At 43.9% G+C, this 19,017-nt stretch carries 18 protein-coding genes; 1 reads left to right on the top strand and 17 read right to left on the bottom strand.

From position 1 onward, the window contains the following. Positions 1–52 precede the first annotated feature (52 nt). The 16 genes from CP950_RS03690 to CP950_RS03615 form a co-directional block, all read right to left on the bottom strand. The gene (locus tag CP950_RS03690) at positions 53–838 is read right to left on the bottom strand and encodes an SDR family oxidoreductase (RefSeq protein ID WP_096672533.1); all 786 of its coding nucleotides are present in this window, start codon (positions 836–838) and stop codon (positions 53–55) included. 41 nt (positions 839–879) lie between these two features. Then, on the bottom strand, positions 880–1,875 hold the full coding sequence (locus CP950_RS03685) for a tripartite tricarboxylate transporter substrate binding protein BugE (RefSeq protein ID WP_096672532.1): 996 nt from the start codon (positions 1,873–1,875) through the stop codon (positions 880–882). 2 nt (positions 1,876–1,877) lie between these two features. After that, positions 1,878–2,534 (bottom strand): PqiC family protein, encoded by a 657-nt coding sequence (locus tag CP950_RS03680; protein WP_096672531.1) that lies wholly within the window; start codon positions 2,532–2,534, stop codon positions 1,878–1,880. Further along, entirely contained in the window at positions 2,531–3,451 is a 921-nt protein-coding gene (locus CP950_RS03675) for an MlaD family protein (RefSeq protein ID WP_096672530.1), read from the bottom strand. The genes CP950_RS03680 and CP950_RS03675 overlap by 4 nt, the downstream gene beginning before the upstream one ends. Further along, positions 3,448–4,233, bottom strand: coding sequence for an ABC transporter ATP-binding protein (locus CP950_RS03670; RefSeq protein WP_207760202.1), 786 nt, complete (start codon positions 4,231–4,233; stop codon positions 3,448–3,450). Before CP950_RS03670 ends, CP950_RS03675 begins: the two co-directional genes overlap by 4 nt. Next, positions 4,233–5,405, bottom strand: coding sequence for an ABC transporter permease (locus CP950_RS03665; RefSeq protein ID WP_096672529.1), 1,173 nt, complete (start codon positions 5,403–5,405; stop codon positions 4,233–4,235). Before CP950_RS03665 ends, CP950_RS03670 begins: the two co-directional genes overlap by 1 nt. A 402-nt stretch (positions 5,406–5,807) precedes the next feature. Next, positions 5,808–6,239: a BLUF domain-containing protein gene (locus tag CP950_RS03660; protein WP_096672528.1), complete on the bottom strand. Its 432-nt coding sequence runs from the start codon at positions 6,237–6,239 to the stop codon at positions 5,808–5,810. Between the two features lie 55 nt (positions 6,240–6,294). After that, positions 6,295–6,498: a hypothetical protein gene (locus CP950_RS03655; RefSeq protein WP_096672527.1), complete on the bottom strand. Its 204-nt coding sequence runs from the start codon at positions 6,496–6,498 to the stop codon at positions 6,295–6,297. Positions 6,499–6,652: 154 nt separating this feature from the next. Further along, positions 6,653–7,312 (bottom strand): peroxiredoxin, encoded by a 660-nt coding sequence (locus CP950_RS03650; protein ID WP_096672526.1) that lies wholly within the window; start codon positions 7,310–7,312, stop codon positions 6,653–6,655. 518 nt (positions 7,313–7,830) lie between these two features. Next, on the bottom strand, positions 7,831–9,624 hold the full coding sequence (locus tag CP950_RS03645; protein ID WP_207760201.1) for a sulfatase family protein: 1,794 nt from the start codon (positions 9,622–9,624) through the stop codon (positions 7,831–7,833). Between the two features lie 770 nt (positions 9,625–10,394). Beyond that, a complete protein-coding gene (locus tag CP950_RS03640; protein ID WP_096672525.1) occupies positions 10,395–11,291 on the bottom strand; it encodes an EH signature domain-containing protein in 897 nt (298 codons plus the stop codon). Further along, positions 11,288–12,118, bottom strand: a complete 831-nt coding sequence (locus CP950_RS03635; RefSeq protein WP_096672524.1) for an OmpA/MotB family protein — start codon at positions 12,116–12,118, stop codon at positions 11,288–11,290. Before CP950_RS03635 ends, CP950_RS03640 begins: the two co-directional genes overlap by 4 nt. 32 nt (positions 12,119–12,150) lie before the next feature. After that, positions 12,151–13,749, bottom strand: coding sequence for a hypothetical protein (locus CP950_RS03630; RefSeq protein ID WP_096672523.1), 1,599 nt, complete (start codon positions 13,747–13,749; stop codon positions 12,151–12,153). Positions 13,750–13,835: 86 nt separating this feature from the next. Then, positions 13,836–14,228, bottom strand: a complete 393-nt coding sequence (locus CP950_RS03625; protein WP_096672522.1) for a surface-adhesin E family protein — start codon at positions 14,226–14,228, stop codon at positions 13,836–13,838. An 80-nt stretch (positions 14,229–14,308) separates the two neighbouring features. Further along, positions 14,309–14,842, bottom strand: coding sequence for a helix-turn-helix domain-containing protein (locus tag CP950_RS03620; RefSeq protein WP_158525985.1), 534 nt, complete (start codon positions 14,840–14,842; stop codon positions 14,309–14,311). A gap of 294 nt (positions 14,843–15,136) precedes the next feature. Continuing rightward, complete coding sequence (locus tag CP950_RS03615) at positions 15,137–16,747, bottom strand: EAL and HDOD domain-containing protein (RefSeq protein WP_096672520.1); 1,611 nt, start codon at positions 16,745–16,747, stop codon at positions 15,137–15,139. 215 nt (positions 16,748–16,962) lie between these two features. Between CP950_RS03615 and CP950_RS03610 the strand changes: the two genes are divergently transcribed. Continuing rightward, positions 16,963–17,352 (top strand): surface-adhesin E family protein, encoded by a 390-nt coding sequence (locus CP950_RS03610; protein WP_096672519.1) that lies wholly within the window; start codon positions 16,963–16,965, stop codon positions 17,350–17,352. A 25-nt stretch (positions 17,353–17,377) separates the two neighbouring features. Here the strand turns inward: CP950_RS03610 and CP950_RS03605 are convergent, their stop codons facing one another. Continuing rightward, positions 17,378–18,955, bottom strand: a complete 1,578-nt coding sequence (locus tag CP950_RS03605) for a PAS domain-containing protein (protein WP_096672518.1) — start codon at positions 18,953–18,955, stop codon at positions 17,378–17,380. Positions 18,956–19,017 lie beyond the last annotated feature (62 nt).

Here is a 19,017-nt window from a genome sequence, read left to right as displayed (position 1 = left end):
CTAGAGCGCAGATCCCGTTTGAATTGTCTGTAAAAGCGAATGAGCACCTGACTTAAATCGCTTGTATTTGACCGCCGTCGACACGAATGACTGAACCAGTAATAAATGAGGCCGCTTGACTCGCCAAAAAGGCTGCCGTGTCACCGTACTCTTGAGGGTCGCCATAGCGCCCCATCGGGATTTGTTTCAGACTCGACTGCACTACAGCGTCGTAACTAATGCCCTCTCGTTGCGCCCTTGCTTCATCTAATTGACGTAAGCGATCTGTCGCTACACGGCCAGGCATGATGACATTTACGGTAATTCCGTCTGGGGCTACTTCAGCAGACAAGGTTTTAGACCAAGCTAATAAAGCCGCTCTTAAAGTGTTAGATATGGCTAAGTTTTTAATTGGGGCAATGGCACCGGAAGTCGTACTCGTAATAATCCGTCCCCAACCCCGCTGCCGCATACCAGGCAATACTCGATCTGTAATGCTAATTAAAGATAAGACCATATCGTTAAAACTTTTTTGCCACAACGCTGGGTCTTGGCCAGCTGCAGGCGTGGGTGGTGGTCCACCGGTGTTATTGATCAGAATATCAATTGGTCCAAGCTCTTGCTCAACCCTAGTAATCATTTGGTCGATGGCTGATTTGTCTGCCAGATCCCAAGTCAAGGCCAAAGCGCTCCCCCCAGCCGCCTCGATCAATTTCACGGATTGTTGCAGACCGTCCGCATTGCGCCCGGTCACGGCTACCTTCACCCCTTCCCGCGCCAAAGCGACCGCGATTGCCTGTCCTAATCCGCGGCTCGAAGCCAACACCAATGCAACCTTACCCTGTATTCCTAAATCCATAACTTACTTAATACCCGTTGTTGAGCTTATTTAATTTAACTTTAATCTAACTGCAATTTTTGCGTTGCCACGACTTCTTTGTAGATCGCGTACTCTGCAGCAATTTCTTTTGTAAAAGCTTCTGGCCCATTGACGTTAATCAAGGAACCAGTATCTTCAATTCGTCTGCGTATGGCGGGCTCAGCAACCGCTTTTTGAAGGCTGGTATAGATCTTTTCCACCACGTCTTTGGGCATCCCAGCGGGACCAATCAGACCATAGTACGCCATCCGATTGACTGGCGCCAAACCGACTTCGGCGAAGGTTGGTACGTTTGGCAATTGCGTCAAACGCTTAGGCGCTGCCACAACAATTGGAATGAGCTTGCCGTCTTTAATAAAGGGAAGAGCCGACGGCAAATTATCAAAAATCATAGGGACTTGACCGCCAACCGTATCCGCTAAAGCCGGGCCACCGCCTCGATAGGGAATGTGCACTAAGTACACCCCCGCTAAACTTTTAAATAATTCTGTCTGCAGATGACCAATACCACCCGTGCCTGAGCTAGCATATGAATATTGACCAGGGTGTGCTTTTAACTCGGCCAAGAAGGTTTTGTAATCCTTTGCCGGAAAGGCAGGGTTAACGGCAATCACATTCGGGGTAGCAGCAATATTACTAATGGCTGTGAGATCCTTCAATGGGTCGTAGCCGGTCTTTGGGTTAATTGCAGGGTTGGCAGCAGTGGCGGATACGGTCGCCATGCCAATGGTATAGCCATCCTTAGATGCGCGAATGACTTCAGTGGTACCTACCGTGCCACCACCACCAGGCTTGTTTTCCACAATCACCGGTTGGCCAAGTTGCCGACCAAGTCCATCCGCCACAGAGCGCGCAATGATATCCGTGCTACCGCCTGGGGCAAACGGCACAATGAGGCGTATAGGCTTAGTTGGATAGGTTTGCGCAATGACTGGCAAACAAACGCTCAGACCGAGCAGCACAACGAAGATCTGGGATGCATCTCCGCACAAAATACGACGAGTAAACCATTTCATAATTAACTTCCCATAGGAGGTGGCAGGTGCGCTGTGTACTTGTATAGATCTACTTCGTATTGTTTCAGGATCTCTGCTAAAGCTTCCTGCTGACCCAAAACAAGCGCTGCTGGACTATTGTCCCTCAAGGTGACGCGCTTGGAATAGCGGTTTACCCCAATAATCGGATTCGTTTTTGCGCCGTTTGTCGCCGTCAGAAAAAACTCTACGGTAACCACAGCCTCAGGGCGCACGCGATAGTCCCCATAAAACTCCTCAACCGATGCCTGTAGGGTGTAATAAGGGAAGAAGCTATTGCCCTCCCCTACCGTCATCGCAAATATGTTCGCATTATTCACCCACTGACGGGTTGCATTAGCGACCATCTGGTTAGGCAAAACAGAATACACATTATAAAAATCTTTGACATAGCGTTGATCACCTAAACGGTAGACTAAAGATTTGCCATCGAAAGGTGGAGTCACAGCAACCGCCCCCATCTTTAACCAAATGTCCGTTCTGGGCTTAAAAGGGGTGCCCGCTCTTTGAGGCGCCACCAACCAACTTTCGGGCTCAACTGCAGGTCGCGTAGGCAAGGAACAGGCGTTCAGAAGTAGTAGAAGTGCAAGGCCTAGCAGTGGCTTTAAACTCAATTTCGTTTTCATCATGGACGTGCTCATTTTTGCTCCCCATTCATTGGTGGCGTAATCCGAGGGGGCGGCTCGCCCCAGATCAAACTTGCAGGAGATTGGCTAGCAACCCGAGTTAATTCATTTAATTGCTCGGTAGCTAATTTAATGTTCTCCATGCTCGCTGTCGTGTCGCCCTGAACAGAGCCCAGGGTCTGGCGTAAAGTAACCATCGTGGCTATAAGTTCACGCATCAATATATTTAACTCACCTTTGTCAGTCACTTTCGCAATGCGATCAAGCAAGACATTTAAGTCACGCACTGATTGAATGATGCCTTGATTGTTCTGCCCGTCGCCAGCCATCACCTGATTCAGGTTGCTTAATAAAGTATCAAACTTTTTTTGCGTCCCGGCTAAATCTGCATCGCCCAGTGAGGCAACAATTTTTTGAATGCCTGAAATAATTTCATCCGCTTGATTGGGCAACGAAGGAATCACTGGATAGTCTGCGTTCCAATCGTAAGCTAAGGGTTGGTATGTTGCGATACTAGATTTTCCCGCAAAATCGAATTCAATATAATTGACGCCTGTAATACCCATCGATTTAATGCGTGCGCGTAAGCCATCGCTAATATATTTGCTGAGATGCTCTTCCTCTACTTTGGAAGCAAAAATCTGCATCCGCACCACCACATATTCATGCCGACTTGCCATTGGGACATCCCGCTCATAGATGTTTCCGGATAAGCCAATAGATTTCACCTGACCAATCTTGACGCCCCGAAAGCGCACTGCTGCGCCAGTGTCCAGGCCTGTAACCGATTGCTTAATGTACGTTTCCACAATGAATGAAGATTTAAATAACTGGCCGGAACCAAAAATTAAAATCACGGCGATCAATGCGCCAATGGCACCCAGTACAAATAGGCCAAGGCGGAAATAATTCGGATTGGAGTTATTACTCATGCTGCTTCCTTGCTCATGATGCGATTAAAGAATTGATGCACTCTAGGATCTTGACTGGTATCTCTTAATGCCTTGGGATCGCCTTGAGCGATGATGCCCTTAGCCCCTTTATCCAACATGATGACGGTATCGGCAATGGCATAAATACTCGCTAGCTCATGCGAAACAATGACAAAGGTAAATCCTAAATTTTTAGATAAATCTAAGATGGTGCGATCTAAATCCGCAGAAGTAATCGGGTCAAGTCCCGCAGAAGGTTCATCTAAAAACAAAATTTTTGGATCTAAGGCCATGGCTCGTGCAATAGCTGCCCTTTTTTGCATGCCGCCACTGATTTCACTCGGCATATAACTCTCATACGGTAAGAGTCCAACCAAATCCAATTTGCAACGTGCCAGTAAATTCATTTGGTCTTTAGTGAGTTGGGTGTACTCCTCCATGAATAGCGTCACGTTATCCAACAAATTCATGGAACCAAATAAAGCACCCTCTTGGTACATCACACCAAAACTCGTCATGATGCGTTGGCGCTCAGCACCCACTGCCTTTGTAATATTTTGGCCTTCAATCAGCACATCGCCTGCAATGGGTTGATATAAACCAAATAAGTTTTTTAGCAGGCTGGACTTCCCGCAACCCGAACCACCGAGAATGACGAAGATCTCTCCACTGGTCACCGAGAAATTCAAATTCTGCAACAAAATCTGATCGCCGTATCCAATCGTGAGATTTTCTACATCAATGGCGGTGCTAATAGGATTCAGGGTATTGGCGGTGTTCATCAAAAGCCTGTTATGTAAGAAATATAAGCAAAGATGCCGTCCACCAACACAATCATCACAATACTGCTGACCACGGCTCGGGTTGCTGAAATACCCACCGCCGCTGCGCCAGTGCCAGTCTGCATGCCCCGTAAGCAACCCATTGCAGAAACCACAACACCAAATAAGGTGGCCTTCACTAAGCCAGAGAAGACGTCTTCTAGACCCACCGCCTCCAACATCCCGTTATAGAAATTAATAAAGGGAACACCGTAGAGCAACATCGTGCACATGGATGCAAAAATACTCACCACGTCAGCGAAAAGAGCAAGGATGGGCATAACCAAAATTCCTGCCAGTACCCTGGGCACTACCAAAAACCGAATGGGGCTCAGCCCGCCCGTGATTAAGGCATCCACTTCACTGTTGACGGTCATGGTGCCAATCTCAGCAGCAAAGGCGGCAGATGAGCGTCCAGCGAGCAAGATCGCCGTAATTAATGGGCCCATCTCGCGCACAATACCTAAAGCAGCCAAAGGTCCTACAAAAGACACTGCCCCAAACTGCTCCATACCTATGGCAGCCTGAAACGACAAAATAACGCCAATTAAAAAGGAGACTAGCCCAACGATGGGCAAGGCAGCAATACCTGCCTGAACAGCTGCATTAACAAAGTCACCCCAACGCACCTGCTTTATATGTAATAGAGACCAAAATAAATCAGCCCCAAGATGCCCCGTAAAGCTCACCAAACCATACGCGTCATCGAGTAAATTTTGGGTCGCCATCCCAGTACTCACAATAAAGCTGCGCTTAGGTTTATTCGTGGGCGTAGGGAAAAGCTGATTAATCGGCTCAAACTCTTTCAAGAGCGGCCCATACTTGGGATCTAGCCCCTGAATCTCAAATTGACCCCCTGCTTTTTTTTGCGCTTCCTCTACATCGATGAGAAATGCAATGCCGGCTCCATCTAAGAAGCTCACTTTGGAGGCGTCAAACACGAGTGACTGGTCGTTACTGCCACCTTGCTCAAGCCAAAGCGCTTGCTTCTGAATAATATCCGTCCAAACTCCTGCCAGGGTATAGACATTAATCTGCCCGCTCAAGGCAACTTGAGCTTGCTTTGAGTCCTTTTGCTGCCAGACGGCAACTGGGGCTGATTGAGCCTGTATTGAAGGGTCCTGACGTACCATAGGGGAACTATAAGGGATCTTTCAAGGGACGCCTTAAAAAGCCCCAAGAGAAAGAAAAAGAGATGGGGAGATAGAGCCTTGGCTGACCGCGCCTAGGCTCAGGCTTATTAAACTGCAATGATGCAATTTGCGTTATTTGGTTACCTAGGGGCTGCCAGAACAAACTGGTTCTCCGCATTGGACAGAATTACTCTACATATCCCATAGGTATGCCGTATTTATAGTGGGTCAATATGACTAAGCGGTGACATTTTTTATAACTACTCAAGCCAAAGTCTCTTGTAAATTCTTCATATACCTCGCTAAGACTTTGTATTACATGGTGAATCTATTTTTCTTCTTTCATAATAAAAAAACCGCTCACGAGCGGCTAATTTTATTGCACCAAGTTGGGATGCTTAATCAAGCGCTAGAGGCGGTGTTTTCTCCAAAGCCCAAAGCCACCTTAACTTTTTCCAGCTCTACATCTAGCGCAGAGATATTGTCAATCAGCTTGACCTTAAGCTCAGGAATACCCGCAGCAAAAACTTTGCCATCGTATAACCGCAAGGGGGAGTTCGGGAAACGCCGCGCTGTAATTGGGCGGATTCCCAGTAAGTGAATTTCTCGATGCCGTGGGTCTTTCTGAATCCGCCCCCAAAGCTCCTCTACCGCACTTCTTCCACCTTCTAGTAACTGCCCGAAGTGGCCGTTCTCGTAAAACAATACGCTGGTGAGCTGGTGCGCAACATTCCAGCGATACGACGATTCACTCAGTCTCATGAGACCAAGCGTGCCGATATCGTTACTAGATACGCTGCGATAACTCAGCTCTACTAAGCCGTTTTCAAGCATGCATCAAATAGCTGCTGATGTCACACTCAAAAAGTTGCACGATATTGGCTTGAGCTCAAGCAGTAAGGTTTGCGTCCGGGTTCTTTTGCAACTCGGTCAATAGATTGTCTTTCAGGATCACCTTTCCGTCCTTATAAGAAGCGAAGGGGAGATTTTGATAAGGATATCCTTTGTCGCTAGCATGTAATTCATAGACGATATCTAATAAACGAAGTGATTTGTCTGCGTATATGTCCGCGAATGTTTCTGCCTGATTCATGGTTCGTCCTATTTGATTGCACACACTACTAAGTGACTCAATCTTAAGAACGGCTCAGCATTCGGTCTGTCTGTTAACGAACAGAAAAAGCAAAAGCCAACCGAGGGTGGCTTTCATGATGCAGACTAGACTAGAGAAAACGTCAACTCTATATTTAAGTGTTAGGTTGCTTAACAATCCGCAAATAAGGCTTCAGCGCTTTCCATCCATCGGGGAACATTGTTTTTGCTTCTTCATCAGAAACAGAACCAGCAATGATGACATCGTCGCCATTAATCCAGTTCACTGGTGTGGCTACCTTATGACCCGCAGTCAATTGAATGGAATCCAAGACGCGAATAATTTCATTGAAGTTACGACCAGTTGTCATTGGATAGGTCATCATCAGTTTGATTTTTTTATCTGGTCCAATAATAAATACTGATCTCACAGTAGCATTAGTTGCTGCGGTTCTGCCATCAGCTGCCACGTCGCCTGCAGGCAACATGTTGTACAGCTTCGCTACAGCTAAATCGGTGTCGCCGATCATGGGATATTTAACAGCGTAGCCTTGGGTCTCTTCAATATCTTTGGCCCAATTGCTGTGATTCTCTACTGGATCAATGGAGAGTCCAATAAGCTTCGTATTACGCTTAGTGAATTCTTCTTCAATTTTGGCCATGTAGCCCAATTCCGTTGTACAAACCGGCGTGAAATCTTTTGGATGAGAAAACAAGATTGCGTAATGGTCGCCAATCCATTGATGGAAATCGATCTCACCTTGAGTTGTCTTAGCCGTAAAGTTAGGCGCAATATCATTGATTCTGAGGGACATTTCTACTCCTATGGGTTTTGCTGAACGATTACTCTACTACAAAAAAAGGGGCCTAATGAAGATCACTTTATACAGAAAAATACTTCCTTATGGCGATCTAGGCCATAAAAGGTAAGGGCCTCCGAGTGGAGGCCCTTATAGTTGGTGCGGCTGGCAGGAATTGAACCCACGACCCCTTGGTTCGTAGCCCCTACATCGGAGTGGCATAATATCTATATAAATCAATGAGTTACAGACTTGAGATTGTGCAATAGAATTGAGTGCTGATCGCCTGTAACTCCTTGTTTATATTGGTTTGGCATAAGTTCTATTGCACAAATTTAGGGTCGAATTTTCTCACTGCCTTCGAGTAAGTGATTGCCGGATTTAAGAATAATTTTCAGCTTCAATCTCGCCATTAATCTCTTCGACAAATCACAGGTGCGTTGGACTCCTTTGAGTCTCAAAGCGATCTGTCGGCCTGCTTAATTAAGGATGACCGTGTCCGACCCAAAGCAGTCAGTGACTCAAACTCAAAACTACCTTTGATTTTTATTCGGAAAATACCACTTCCCATTGCGAATCGGCAAGAAGCTGCCATCATCAACACCTACTTCTTGTGCAATTAAATCATTGGTCAACTTATTCATCGCCATAATGAGTTCAGCATTCTGCTTAGGATTCATTGCCAAATTATTCATTTCAGCTGGATCATTTTGTAAATCAAAGAGTTCCAAATCATTGTTAGCTATCAACTCCTCAAAAGTAGTTGGCGTATTAAATTTCAATGGTGAGAAATAACGAGAAAAACGATAGCGCCCATTTGATGCACTTCTCATCGCTGAGCGTGTTGAGAAATTTGGCTCATTGACTGTCAGAAGCTTTATTTCCTCTTGGGTTGGCACATGGCCACTAAACATCCAAGGGTATGTTCTTCTAGCCCACTTTACATCAACAAAAGAGAGCATGTTGAAGTTATATAGTGCGCCCGGTCTGAGGGACTCGAGATCAGCCTTCTCAGGATTTTTTAATAGCGGCACTAAATCCCGACCTGGAAGACCATCCGCTGCCTTTTTCCTGGAGGCAGCATCTTTACCAGTTAATGAAATAATTGTTGTAGCCAAATCTACTTGTGATGTGACCGCTTTGCATTCCTTGCCACCGGGGTAAGCCGGATGAATAATCATGAGCGGCAAATGATTTTGCTCTTTGTAGGCTGTAGTTCCTTTGCCCCGCATTTGATGGGAACCACCTAATTCACCATGATCGGCAGTAAAAATAACGATAGTGTTATCTTCCATTCCACTATCTTTAAGCCCCTTCATGACAGCAGCCACATTTTCATCGCTATCACGAATGCAATTGAAATAATAGTTCAGCAAAGATCTCCAGCGCCGATCTTCATTTGGCCAATTGCCACAGACTGCATTCCAGGCTTCCTGATAAATCTTATGAGCAGCAGGTCGACCAGGCGCATCTAATGCCTGCTTGCGGCTTTCTGGTAACGGGTAACTATCCCAAGTCGCCTTGTATAAATCATCTGTTGGCGCTCTTGGCACTGGAATAGCAGCGCTATTTTGTTGTTGAGTTTCATTGGGCAAGTCAGAGTTGTAATATGCAACATCATGAGGATTCACAATATTGACAGCTAAATACCAGGGCTGTTTTTTTGCTTTTAATTTCTGTCCTTGATTGCGAAGCCATGCTACAGCAGAGGCAACGTTAGCTTTATCAAAGGTATAACCGCCCCACTCTTTATCGCAAATATCTCCAAAACCTAAAAAGTCATGAAAGCCATATCCTTCAATGATCTTGCGGTAAGTATCTAGTGGCGCATTGTAAGCATGCTTGGCTTGATCCATGTTGTAAGAAAGATGCCACTTACCTTGATAAGCGGGATAATAACCGAGCTCATTGAGACGATGCCCAATGGTTTTTACTTTTGAAGATAAATCAGGTTGCCATAAAAAATTAAGGTTATCAAATATTCCAGAATGTTGAATATGTTGACCCGTATATATCACTGAACGTGCTGAAGAGCATTGAACTGATGCATTTTGATGATTAACAAATGTTATCGCTTTCTTTTTAATAGCTTCTCTAGCGGGAACTGGAATCGGCCACTTATTAAAGAAATGCTCCTGGTCCACCAAAACAAAGAGAATGTTGTAACCAGCTGGAGCATCAACCTGAGGAAGCTTATTGGAGCTGGATTGAGCCTGTGCATTTTGTACACCGGCAGGCAAGAGCGTACTACCTATAACGGCCGCTCCTGATGTTAGTAAATCACGGCGAGACTGATTTTTTGGTTCAATGTTAGATGGAGTTTTCAAATTGATTCTTCATTGTTTTATTATTAGAAGTAATAATATCAGGTCCATATGAAAGTTTCCTGGTTACTTGCACTCCTTTAGGGCAGTGAAAAATCAGATTTTTTGACTAGACCTCATCGGCCAGTCAGGCCTTTGGCCTGCCCAGCACGATTCGAACGTGCGACTACGCCTCAGAGGGGAGCTAGCTCTTTCCATAGGCCGCTATTGGCCGAACTGAGACGGTCAATGACCCCAAAATCTCTTTCTTTGAATGTCTGAAATGGTCCGAGAAGCAGACAAATACTCTAATTGGCCAAATAATTCAGTAGTACAAGCAAACAGTGGATTTCGAAGAATAGGCCCTTATAGAATATGGCCTAGCTGGCGGTAATATAAACTCAAATACTCATTCAGTAGTACAAATGTAGTTCAGTAGTACAAATAGAAAGGGCCTCCCGTTAGGGAGGCCCTTATGTAGCTTGGTGCGGCTGGCAGGAATTGAACCCACGACCCCTTGGTTCGTAGCCAATACGTCTGATTGATACTTTACCTATATAAATCAATAGCTTATAGGAAATAATTTGCATAACAGGATTGATGCTTTGGAGCTCCTAAACTATTTGGGGCTAAAAAATAAAATCACAAACGTTCCTATAAGGAACATTGCAACTATTAAATATAGCCACTAAATCAGCATACTTCTAGCATCAGAAGAAATCAGGTCAGAAATGGGTTTAAATCATCGTCGTAAGTAATTTTTGATTAATTTCAAATAGCTTCATGAGTACTGATTAAGCTGCTTTGGTATTAAGCCAGCCCACAAGCACCTGAACTGCATCACTACTGGTACCTTGCCACCGCTCTGGATCTACCCTGGGGTCGCCAATCACACTGATCAGTTTTGCACTCATTGCTGCCTTCAAATCCTCTGGCGGCTTTACCCCTTTCCAGGCTAACAGCAAAGCATCATTAAATAGCGCCTGAACCTGGGGATAGCGAAATTGATTTTGGCTGTCTATACCCCAATCAAAGACCAGATGGATATAGTCTGTTTGCCGTCTTTTTTCTGTTGGAAATTTAAGCAGTTCAATAAAAGCGGCGTGAGCAAAAGCAGTACCTGTAAATCCAGGCCATAGATCAAATTGATTGATCCACCCCATTAACCCTCTTTTTGTTTTGAGGATGGACTCTGCAATGAAACGCGGCCCCTCGGATGCATTCAATAAATTTAAATCATGGGTCAACGATTTCAGTGGAGAGCCTAATTTAATAGCGCTACTGGTAAAAAAAAGTTGTGCTGTCTGAGCCAGCTTTTTAAATACAGGGTCATTAGGCTTAAAGTGATAGAGGTAAACATAGAATAAGGGCTCAGCCCACTTCATTGCCCTTTTGGCAATCTTGAGAGAGCGCGGAAGATGGATCTCAAAGTACTCACTTAAGTAATCCGTGCGCGCAGATAAACTACGTTCTGGCTCAAGCCAAATAGCATAGGGAAAATAACGCCAATAGCGTTGGTCAACTTGATGCCCTGATAGCTGTGCCAATGAGAAACGAATAAAAGTACGCTCACCAACCGCAAAAATATCCGGCGGCAAACCTATTTTTTCAATTGATATCGATTCTGAGGAGATTTTTTGCGCAGCACTTGCTAGCAGAGGAAAATCTTCTGGTAGCGTTGCTAGGTTCATTTTGGCGCTGTAATAGGTTTGCTGTTAGGACTTTGTATTACATTCGCTCCAGGCGTCACAACAGCCGCAGCAGCGGTTGGAGCACCAGCAGCATCTAAAGCCTCTCTAGCTGCTTTACCTTTTATGGAGTCGGGCTTAAATGCCAAAATGAAGCGCAACTCAACTCGCCGGCTTTTTTCTGCATCCTCTAAACCAAAACTTTTGATTACGCGCTTATCAGCATAAGAGCTAATGCCAAAGACGTCTAACTTACGTTCATTTTGATAGGACTGGGGCTTGCCTTCGGTCAGAACTTCATAAACCGCACGGGCACGATCTAAACCCAGGTGCCAATTAGTGTAGTTGCCTTGTTGAAGGGGCTTAGAGTCAGTATGCCCTTCAATAAAAATTGTTTCGATTTCTGCTTGCTCATCATTTGGTGGGCAGTCTAATGGTCTAGAAGCTCTTTCAGAATGAACATAACAAGGCAGAATCTTAATCAAGGACTCTCTAGCTTTTTTTAATGTTTGAGTTGAATTTTCATTCAAAACTGCACTATTAAATCCAAATAAAGCATCAGCCGGAAGGCCTATAACCCCGGATTGCGGATCAATCACCACATTTAAGCCAGCTTCCTTAAACTTTTGCCCAATGATCAGTACCGCGCTTGCGAGTGGGTCGTTAACGCTTTCTCCTCTTTGAATCGAATCGACCCTTTGAGAAAGCATTACTACCATGATGATAAAAACAAACAATAGACCTATCATCAAATCACTTGCAGAAGCGAGATAGCCCGCTTCCTCAACCTTTTCAGATTGTTTATTGTGGCTAGACGGTAAAAAAATCATAGTGATGTTTTAGTCTCGGCGAAGATATCCAATTAACTCTTGGGAAGTGACTCAACAAAGTCATCCATCGTTTGCTCTAAGGTTGTGATGGTTGTATGAATAGAAGAAATAGCCTGAGCCAGTTTTTCATCTAATTTAAAATGTAACTGCACCACCTTATTAGAATAATCCGACACACCACTAGTCAAATGATTGACGGTTTGATCAATAGAGGTCTTGGTTGATTCAAACTCAATCCTCAAAGAACTGAGCGCCGCACGAGAAGCATCGGTGCCTAGTTTAATTTCATTAACAGCGTCTTTGAGAGCACTGGACATGGCAGAAATGCCAACACCAAACTCTTTACTGATGACTTCTTGTGAAGCTACTGTCGTATCTAAACTGCGGGCTATTAAGCCTAGTGACTCCGTACTCGATTGAATTTTTTGCACAAAGGAATCAACATTAACAATCACCTTGTCGATGCCGTTGACTGAACCAATCAATCCACCCAAGACAAACTCTAATTTAGTAGCGCCTTCGCTAGTGAAGTCTTTTGCTCTTTGGAGCCCAGACTCTAAGCCAAGCATGGTTTCATTGGTTTTGGTAACCGTCTTTTCTAAGGCGCTTATGGCACTACCAAAAGAATCTCCTGCTTGGGCAAGAGAGACTCCAGCCCCTACTCCAGCAGTATTGAGTTTTTCAGTCACCTCTACTAAGGTTTTTCTGAACTGCTCCATCTCTTTTGCGGAGTCACCTTTAATCGCCTCTAAGAATTTCTCCATAATGTTTTTAAGAGCTTCTTCATTAATACGGCTGATACGCTCGGTTAATTTATCGAAAGCATCAATGAGTTTTACGCTAAGGTCATTAAATAAAGGCTCGAGTGCATTGCCGATCGCCTTGGATATGGATAGCGCAAAGTCCGTTTCAAATCGTTTTAATTGATTTACTTGCTCATGGTTTTGCGACAGCATTTCATGGAACATGCCAAGTTGCGCTTGGATAACTGCTTGCGGACCATTATCGGGAACAATTGCCCTGAGCTGAGCCTGCAATTCATCTATAGCAGTTTCCAATTTTTCAAGTGTAAGCTTAGCAGCCCAGTTCCAAACTAGGGAAGTTAACAAACCAGCAATCGAGGTAATAAACTTGCCGCCCGCTGTAGCAATCAAACCCTTAAGGGCGGCATCACGAGACTCTTGGTTACCACTCATAGACTGACCAGCATCATTTAATGCTAATGCCAGAAATATAAAAGTAAACATCAAACCTACACCGATCAAAATATTCGGCATAGTTTCATACAATGAGAGATTAATTTTTCCAGCTAGTATATTTCTAGCAGTCCAAATATCAGAATACGGTTTAAGACAGTATTGCTTAGACCCAGAATCCCCTCGAATGTCGATGAGATTTCTTTTGCTCTCTTGGAGTAAATCAATGATTCGAGCATTGGTAGTCGACCCGATAGCTGCCGTAAAAATATCCCCGCCTGCTGCCTCTTTACCATTGAGCTCACCGCAAAGGTCTTTAATTTGAGCGCTCGATTGGTAAATAACTTTTGACCAAGACCAATACAAAAAAGCGGCAACAAGAAGAATTCCAATTGCAATGCCAATGGGTAGATATAGATTGACTGGAGTTTGCATGTTTTAGCGGAAATAAAATGAATAAGAAAATGGTGAAAGAATGATTTTTCGGGGAAATTGAAGTTTATATTGCCTAATTCTATACATCAGACGCCCTTACAGACACGTTTCATCACAACCAAGCCTAAAGTGCCTTCTGCTACAGGGGCAAAGGGGTATGGTTGCTTATCTTGATAGGCTACATTGCCCTCGCCCATTGGTTCAGAGAACCATTTAGTAGACAGTGCTCTTTGAAGCTCTTTCTTGCAGTTGTACTCTATGTAAGTTCTAAAGGATTGATAAGGATGCCTATCTTTATCAACGACTAATTCTTTAGCTTCATTGACCAAAACTTTAACCTTCACCAAGCCTTTATTTCTTTGAATTGCCTGGGCATCTATGTACACAGAAATATCTTGATTGGCCGTCACTTTAGTCCAATCAGCATACGCCTGACTAGTAAATAAGATTGCCCAAAGTAAAACAATTGGTTTAATCATTTAGCAATCTTTCTGCTAGGCGATTGCGGATTGCAGTGACGATACTAGTGATATCGGTGATAGAGGGCATTCTTATCAACTTAGGAAAAATGAATATATGGGCTGAGTACCCGATACCCGATGCCGAGGACCGCAAGCAAAATTAGTAAAAAGACAATACGCTTGAAGACTGATTTAGGTCCAGTGGCATAGGTCACCTCAATGCCTTGGATTGGCAATTGCATAGAGGTTTTCTTGCCAATAATCTTTTGAATCAAGCTGGGCTTTTCAAACTTGATCTCGTTGATCATTTTTTGCGCCAGCATGGCTTCGATCTCATTGAATTCTTTTTGCTCTCTTGAGACTTGAATATCTCCATCGAGCATTGTTTCGCTTGCATCAAAAGCTTGCTCTTCGGGTAGCCCCAGAATTTTGGCTACCTTTTTAGCGCTCGAATATTTGATGTCTGGGGAATAGAATGCGCCCTGCTCATTGCCTTCGATTTGCCGAATTTGGCTGTTGGAAAGAATCGCTTTATTTGCTAATTCCTCAATAGATAAACCCTGCTTTTCCCTGGCGTCCCTAAAGCGCTCACCCACTATTTTAGGTAATAGATTTTTCTGCTTGTCGGACACCAAATCTCCTTAAAGGGTGAGCAAAAAAATCGACTGCTTGCCCAGCGCACAATAGCAACACTAATCAATATTGAATCATTTTTTAGATGCTACAGACCATGAGAAGTAGGCCTTGAAAACAATAGCCAACTAAACATTGCCTATAATAAACATGAACTTAGGATAGTGTATACACTAATTGTCACAATGCAAGTATTTCAATTCCATGACAATTTTTTTAACCAATCTAACCCAGATCTGTAAGAGCTGGGCGGAACCCGTTAGCGCTCTTGACCCACATCGCCTGATTGGCCCTTAGGCCAATTCTTCATTCGGTGAATCTGCAGCATCCCAAACGTCCTCTTCTGGTGCAAACTGGGTTTGAGCCACAAAGTTTTTAATCGCCAATAGGGAATCTTGAGCAACATCGTCTAGGCTTACCGTCTTCAACTCATCAGAGCACAGATGACGGCACTTCTCCAAATCACCTACTTCTGCAGCCTCAGCCAGTGAAAGCAATTGCCCCAAAATACCGGAGCGGTCGACAATGGCATCTACGACAACGCTGGGAAGGTTAAAGTGAGAAAGTAATTCGCGAGCCGGCTCGTCAAAAAGATTATCAATTAAGGATAGCCCGCCAACCAAGAAGGCTAAATCACTAGAACCCAAGCCTCCACCCGCCCCCAATTTGGTTGACAGAGATTCCATAAAGAAAGCTCGGACACAAACAAGCTGCAATAAAGGTGTGGCATCTAAGGCTACTTTTGCCTTGGTATCGGCATAGAGCAGGAGTTGGGTCCATCGCGTAATGCGCTTAATGCCTGAAATTACAGCAGCATCACGAATATTCTCCGGCTTTTCACGCTTTCTCCGTGAGTCAATCTCAGCGATCACCATGAGGTGTTTAGAAACTACCGGATTAGCCTCCACTGCAGTTACCAATTCTTTTAACTCAGGGGAAGATAGTAGCAAAGTTAATAACTCTAATAACTTACGATATTCATCACCGCGATGCAATGACAGTTCAGGATCAGATTTAACAAAGTAAAAACCTTCAAACGCATCGCATCCAATATCGCGCGCATGATGGTATTCTTCTGGGGTATGTACGTTGGACGCAATAATTTGCAATGTTTTGCTACCATCTTTGGATTTTTCATCGCGTGGCAAAGGAATGCCTTTACAGTAATCAATCAGGCTGAATGGTTTAGTGACCTTTTGAAGATCTAACTTCACATAACGAAACTTTGTCAAAATATCATCCAGGCCATCAAAGACTTCAGTCAAACCCGTTAATACGAATTTGTAACCTACGCTTCGCAGTCTTTCAAGCTTTTCTATAATTTCAGGAACCCTAGGTTCTCCAGAATCCTCAAAATCTTTTTTAGCTTCAGCATTGGTCTCGAGATCTTGTTCAGCCTCTTTAGCAATTGCAGCTTCAGCTTCAATCGCGCCTAGAATTTCTGCAAGATCAATTTGCAAGGGAAATTTTATTGCCGGAAATCCGCGCAACTCATCACCCAATTGATCGGCACGAATATTAATAAAACCTAAATGTTGACCCAGGGATTGAGTAACCCCTTTTGTCTTTAGGGAGTAGAGGATTTCAGATAGAGTTACCTGAGTCACCTCCTTACCATCGTCATCCCTGAGATTGGCATCGGTCACCTCCTCTGGGTAATTCACTTCGGCTTTGGGATCCTCGGCTAAGCGCTTAGCAATTTGCACCATAACATCATTACGGTCGTTCAGTCGTTTAGCTTTAAGCGTGGTACCTGGTCGAAAGAAAAGCTCATATCCAATGATCGTCTGCTCTCTATTAATGATAGGCTCACGTCCAAGATAAGGATTTTCTGGCACAATTTTTTCAGGACCTCTAGGTGCCTGAATCGGTGCAGCTACGGATTTTTTCTTAAAGAGTGCCATGGCTAAGAGAATGGAAAAAACAGGTCAAGGACGTCCGCAATTTTACTGTATTTGATCTGATGCAGCCTCGCGCTCGCTTTCATGGAGCTCTAATGCAAAAACCTGACCGTCTTTTAAGCTCTAAAACACCCCAAATTCAGAAATCTGCATTAATCATAAAATACAGAATAGAATATTTCGAGTATTAAACACTGACTGTAAATGAAAGAACTTCAATGAAAAAATTCACTGCAATCATCCTGTGTTGCATTAGCTCTGTAGCAATGGCCAATTGGCTCGAGCTTGGAAGCAATGATACTGCCGTTGTAAAGGTAGATACCAGCACTATTAAACGAAACCCATACTCAATCGAAGCATGGGTTTTATTTGACCTTAAAAAACCAATGCAAATTTTTGAGGGCGATAGAGACGTATATTCTGGGGTGGCCTACTATGAATATGATTGCACCGAAAACAAAGCGCGTTTTTTAGAGAAATATGCCTACACTGAAAAAAATGGCCAGGGCGATCGCATCTTTTCATCTAACAAGCCAGAGAATTGGCTCAGTATTCCACCTAATGTACTCAATTTTAAAGTCTTCACTTATTTATGCAGACCCAAATAAGCCGCAAGGCTTATTTCGACAGTTTTTACTTACGGCGCTCTTTCACTATTACTAAATCAAAACTGAAGGTTGAGCCCCGCCCTTCGGTACTATCAATATTTAAAGTACTGCCCATCAACTCCAAAATTCGGTTGCTAATAGTTAACCCCAGTCCAGTGCCTCCAAAACGTCGTGATATAGAGCCATCAGCCTGAGAAAAGGGATCTAATATTTGCTGTTGAGATTCTGGAGAGATGCCTATTCCCGTATCTTTAACAGAAAAATGTAAGGTGAAGATGGAGTTTTCTAGCTTGACTTTCTGAATTGAAAGGTCTACCGAGCCATGTTCTGTGAACTTAATCGCATTACCAATGAGATTGTTAATCACCAGGCTGAGATAGAAAAAATCACCGATTAGTTGTGTGTTGGGTTCTAAGTCGCAAAAAAGATTGAATTGCAAACCCTTCGCTTTAGCATTTTCTAAAAATAGACTACGCACCCTGACAAAGAGATCTTCAATTGAAAATGGCGCAGCATTGATACGCGCCTTATTCGCCTCTAATTTAGAGAAGTCGAGGATATCATTGACAATCTCAAGTAATAATTTGGCTGAAGATTCGATTCCCAGCAGATATTCACGCACCACTGGGCTTAAGGGCTCATACAAGGCCAAGGTAGACAGGCCAATAATGCCTGTCATCGGCGTACGAATCTCATGAGACATGTTCATTAAAAACTGTGTTTTCACATTGAGCGCAGCTTCAGCATCTACCTTAGCGCTGATGAGGTCAGTAATATCCCAATTAGTACCGACCATTCGGAGCGGTTTATTGTCCTCATCTCTCTCAACAGTCGCTAGACCTCTGATGACACGAACACTTCCATCTGGCCACAGGATTCTGAATTGAGTATTAAATTCACTAGCACCTTCAAGAGCTTTGGTTATAGCCGATTCAGCTGCGTCTCGATCTTGAGGATGAAGAGCGCTAGCCCAGCCATCATATGAACCATTAAATTGGTCTCGCGTGATGCCATACAATTTACACATTTGGTCATCCCAAACCAAACGATTATTGAAGAAGTCAAAATCCCAAATACCAACAGAGCCTGCTCGAGCCGCCAACTGCAGGCGATTATTCGTTTCAAATATCACTTTTTCAGCTAATTTACGCTCTGTAATATCCCGCTGAATTGAAACCCAATATGTAAAAGTGCCCGCTTCATTGGCAATGGGAATAATATTCAGCTCCTGCCAAAACTCTTCACCATTTTTTTTATAATTTAATATTTCTTCGCGTACATGCTTCCACTCGCCAAGGGCTTTGAAAATCCTACTCTTGGTTTCTGGGTCGGATCTTGGGCCCTGAAGCATTCGAGGATTTTTCCCCAACACGTCGCTAAGTGAATAACCGGTCTCTCGAATGAAGGCCTCGTTTACATAAACAATGCGTGGCTCTTGATGGTCGTTTGGAACATCGGTTATGACAACAATATCATTGGCATTAGCAATGACTACCCCAGCTAGCTTCAAGAATTCATCTTGTCCAATCACGGAGAAAGACTCATCATTCCCCGACTGCGCTAGCTGCCCCTGAATGCCTGGGGAGTGATTGGTATTCGTCATATGCCCAAATTATAGAATTAACTGAATAATTAGCAACGCTTGATTCTTAGGTAAAAAATCAA

This window comes from Polynucleobacter meluiroseus (assembly GCF_900205755.1).
Taxonomy (GTDB): domain Bacteria; phylum Pseudomonadota; class Gammaproteobacteria; order Burkholderiales; family Burkholderiaceae; genus Polynucleobacter; species Polynucleobacter meluiroseus.
The sequence above is the reverse complement of the archived record's forward strand: the minus strand, read 5'-3'. Positions and strand labels throughout refer to the sequence as shown.

Bases quoted from the DNA above. Each gene is read 5' to 3' on its own strand.
- CP950_RS03690 (WP_096672533.1), bottom strand. From the start codon at position 838: ATGGATTTAGGAATACAGGGTAAGGTTGCATTGGTGTTGGCTTCGAGC.
- CP950_RS03685 (WP_096672532.1), bottom strand. From the start codon at position 1,875: ATGAAATGGTTTACTCGTCGTATTTTGTGCGGAGATGCATCCCAGATC.
- CP950_RS03680 (WP_096672531.1), bottom strand. From the start codon at position 2,534: ATGAGCACGTCCATGATGAAAACGAAATTGAGTTTAAAGCCACTGCTA.
- CP950_RS03675 (WP_096672530.1), bottom strand. From the start codon at position 3,451: ATGAGTAATAACTCCAATCCGAATTATTTCCGCCTTGGCCTATTTGTA.
- CP950_RS03670 (WP_207760202.1), bottom strand. From the start codon at position 4,233: ATGAACACCGCCAATACCCTGAATCCTATTAGCACCGCCATTGATGTA.
- CP950_RS03665 (WP_096672529.1), bottom strand. From the start codon at position 5,405: ATGGTACGTCAGGACCCTTCAATACAGGCTCAATCAGCCCCAGTTGCC.
- CP950_RS03660 (WP_096672528.1), bottom strand. From the start codon at position 6,239: ATGCTTGAAAACGGCTTAGTAGAGCTGAGTTATCGCAGCGTATCTAGT.
- CP950_RS03655 (WP_096672527.1), bottom strand. From the start codon at position 6,498: ATGAATCAGGCAGAAACATTCGCGGACATATACGCAGACAAATCACTT.
- CP950_RS03650 (WP_096672526.1), bottom strand. From the start codon at position 7,312: ATGTCCCTCAGAATCAATGATATTGCGCCTAACTTTACGGCTAAGACA.
- CP950_RS03640 (WP_096672525.1), bottom strand. From the start codon at position 11,291: ATGAACCTAGCAACGCTACCAGAAGATTTTCCTCTGCTAGCAAGTGCT.
- CP950_RS03635 (WP_096672524.1), bottom strand. From the start codon at position 12,118: ATGATTTTTTTACCGTCTAGCCACAATAAACAATCTGAAAAGGTTGAG.
- CP950_RS03630 (WP_096672523.1), bottom strand. From the start codon at position 13,749: ATGCAAACTCCAGTCAATCTATATCTACCCATTGGCATTGCAATTGGA.
- CP950_RS03625 (WP_096672522.1), bottom strand. From the start codon at position 14,228: ATGATTAAACCAATTGTTTTACTTTGGGCAATCTTATTTACTAGTCAG.
- CP950_RS03615 (WP_096672520.1), bottom strand. From the start codon at position 16,747: ATGGCACTCTTTAAGAAAAAATCCGTAGCTGCACCGATTCAGGCACCT.
- CP950_RS03610 (WP_096672519.1), top strand. From the start codon at position 16,963: ATGAAAAAATTCACTGCAATCATCCTGTGTTGCATTAGCTCTGTAGCA.
- CP950_RS03605 (WP_096672518.1), bottom strand. From the start codon at position 18,955: ATGACGAATACCAATCACTCCCCAGGCATTCAGGGGCAGCTAGCGCAG.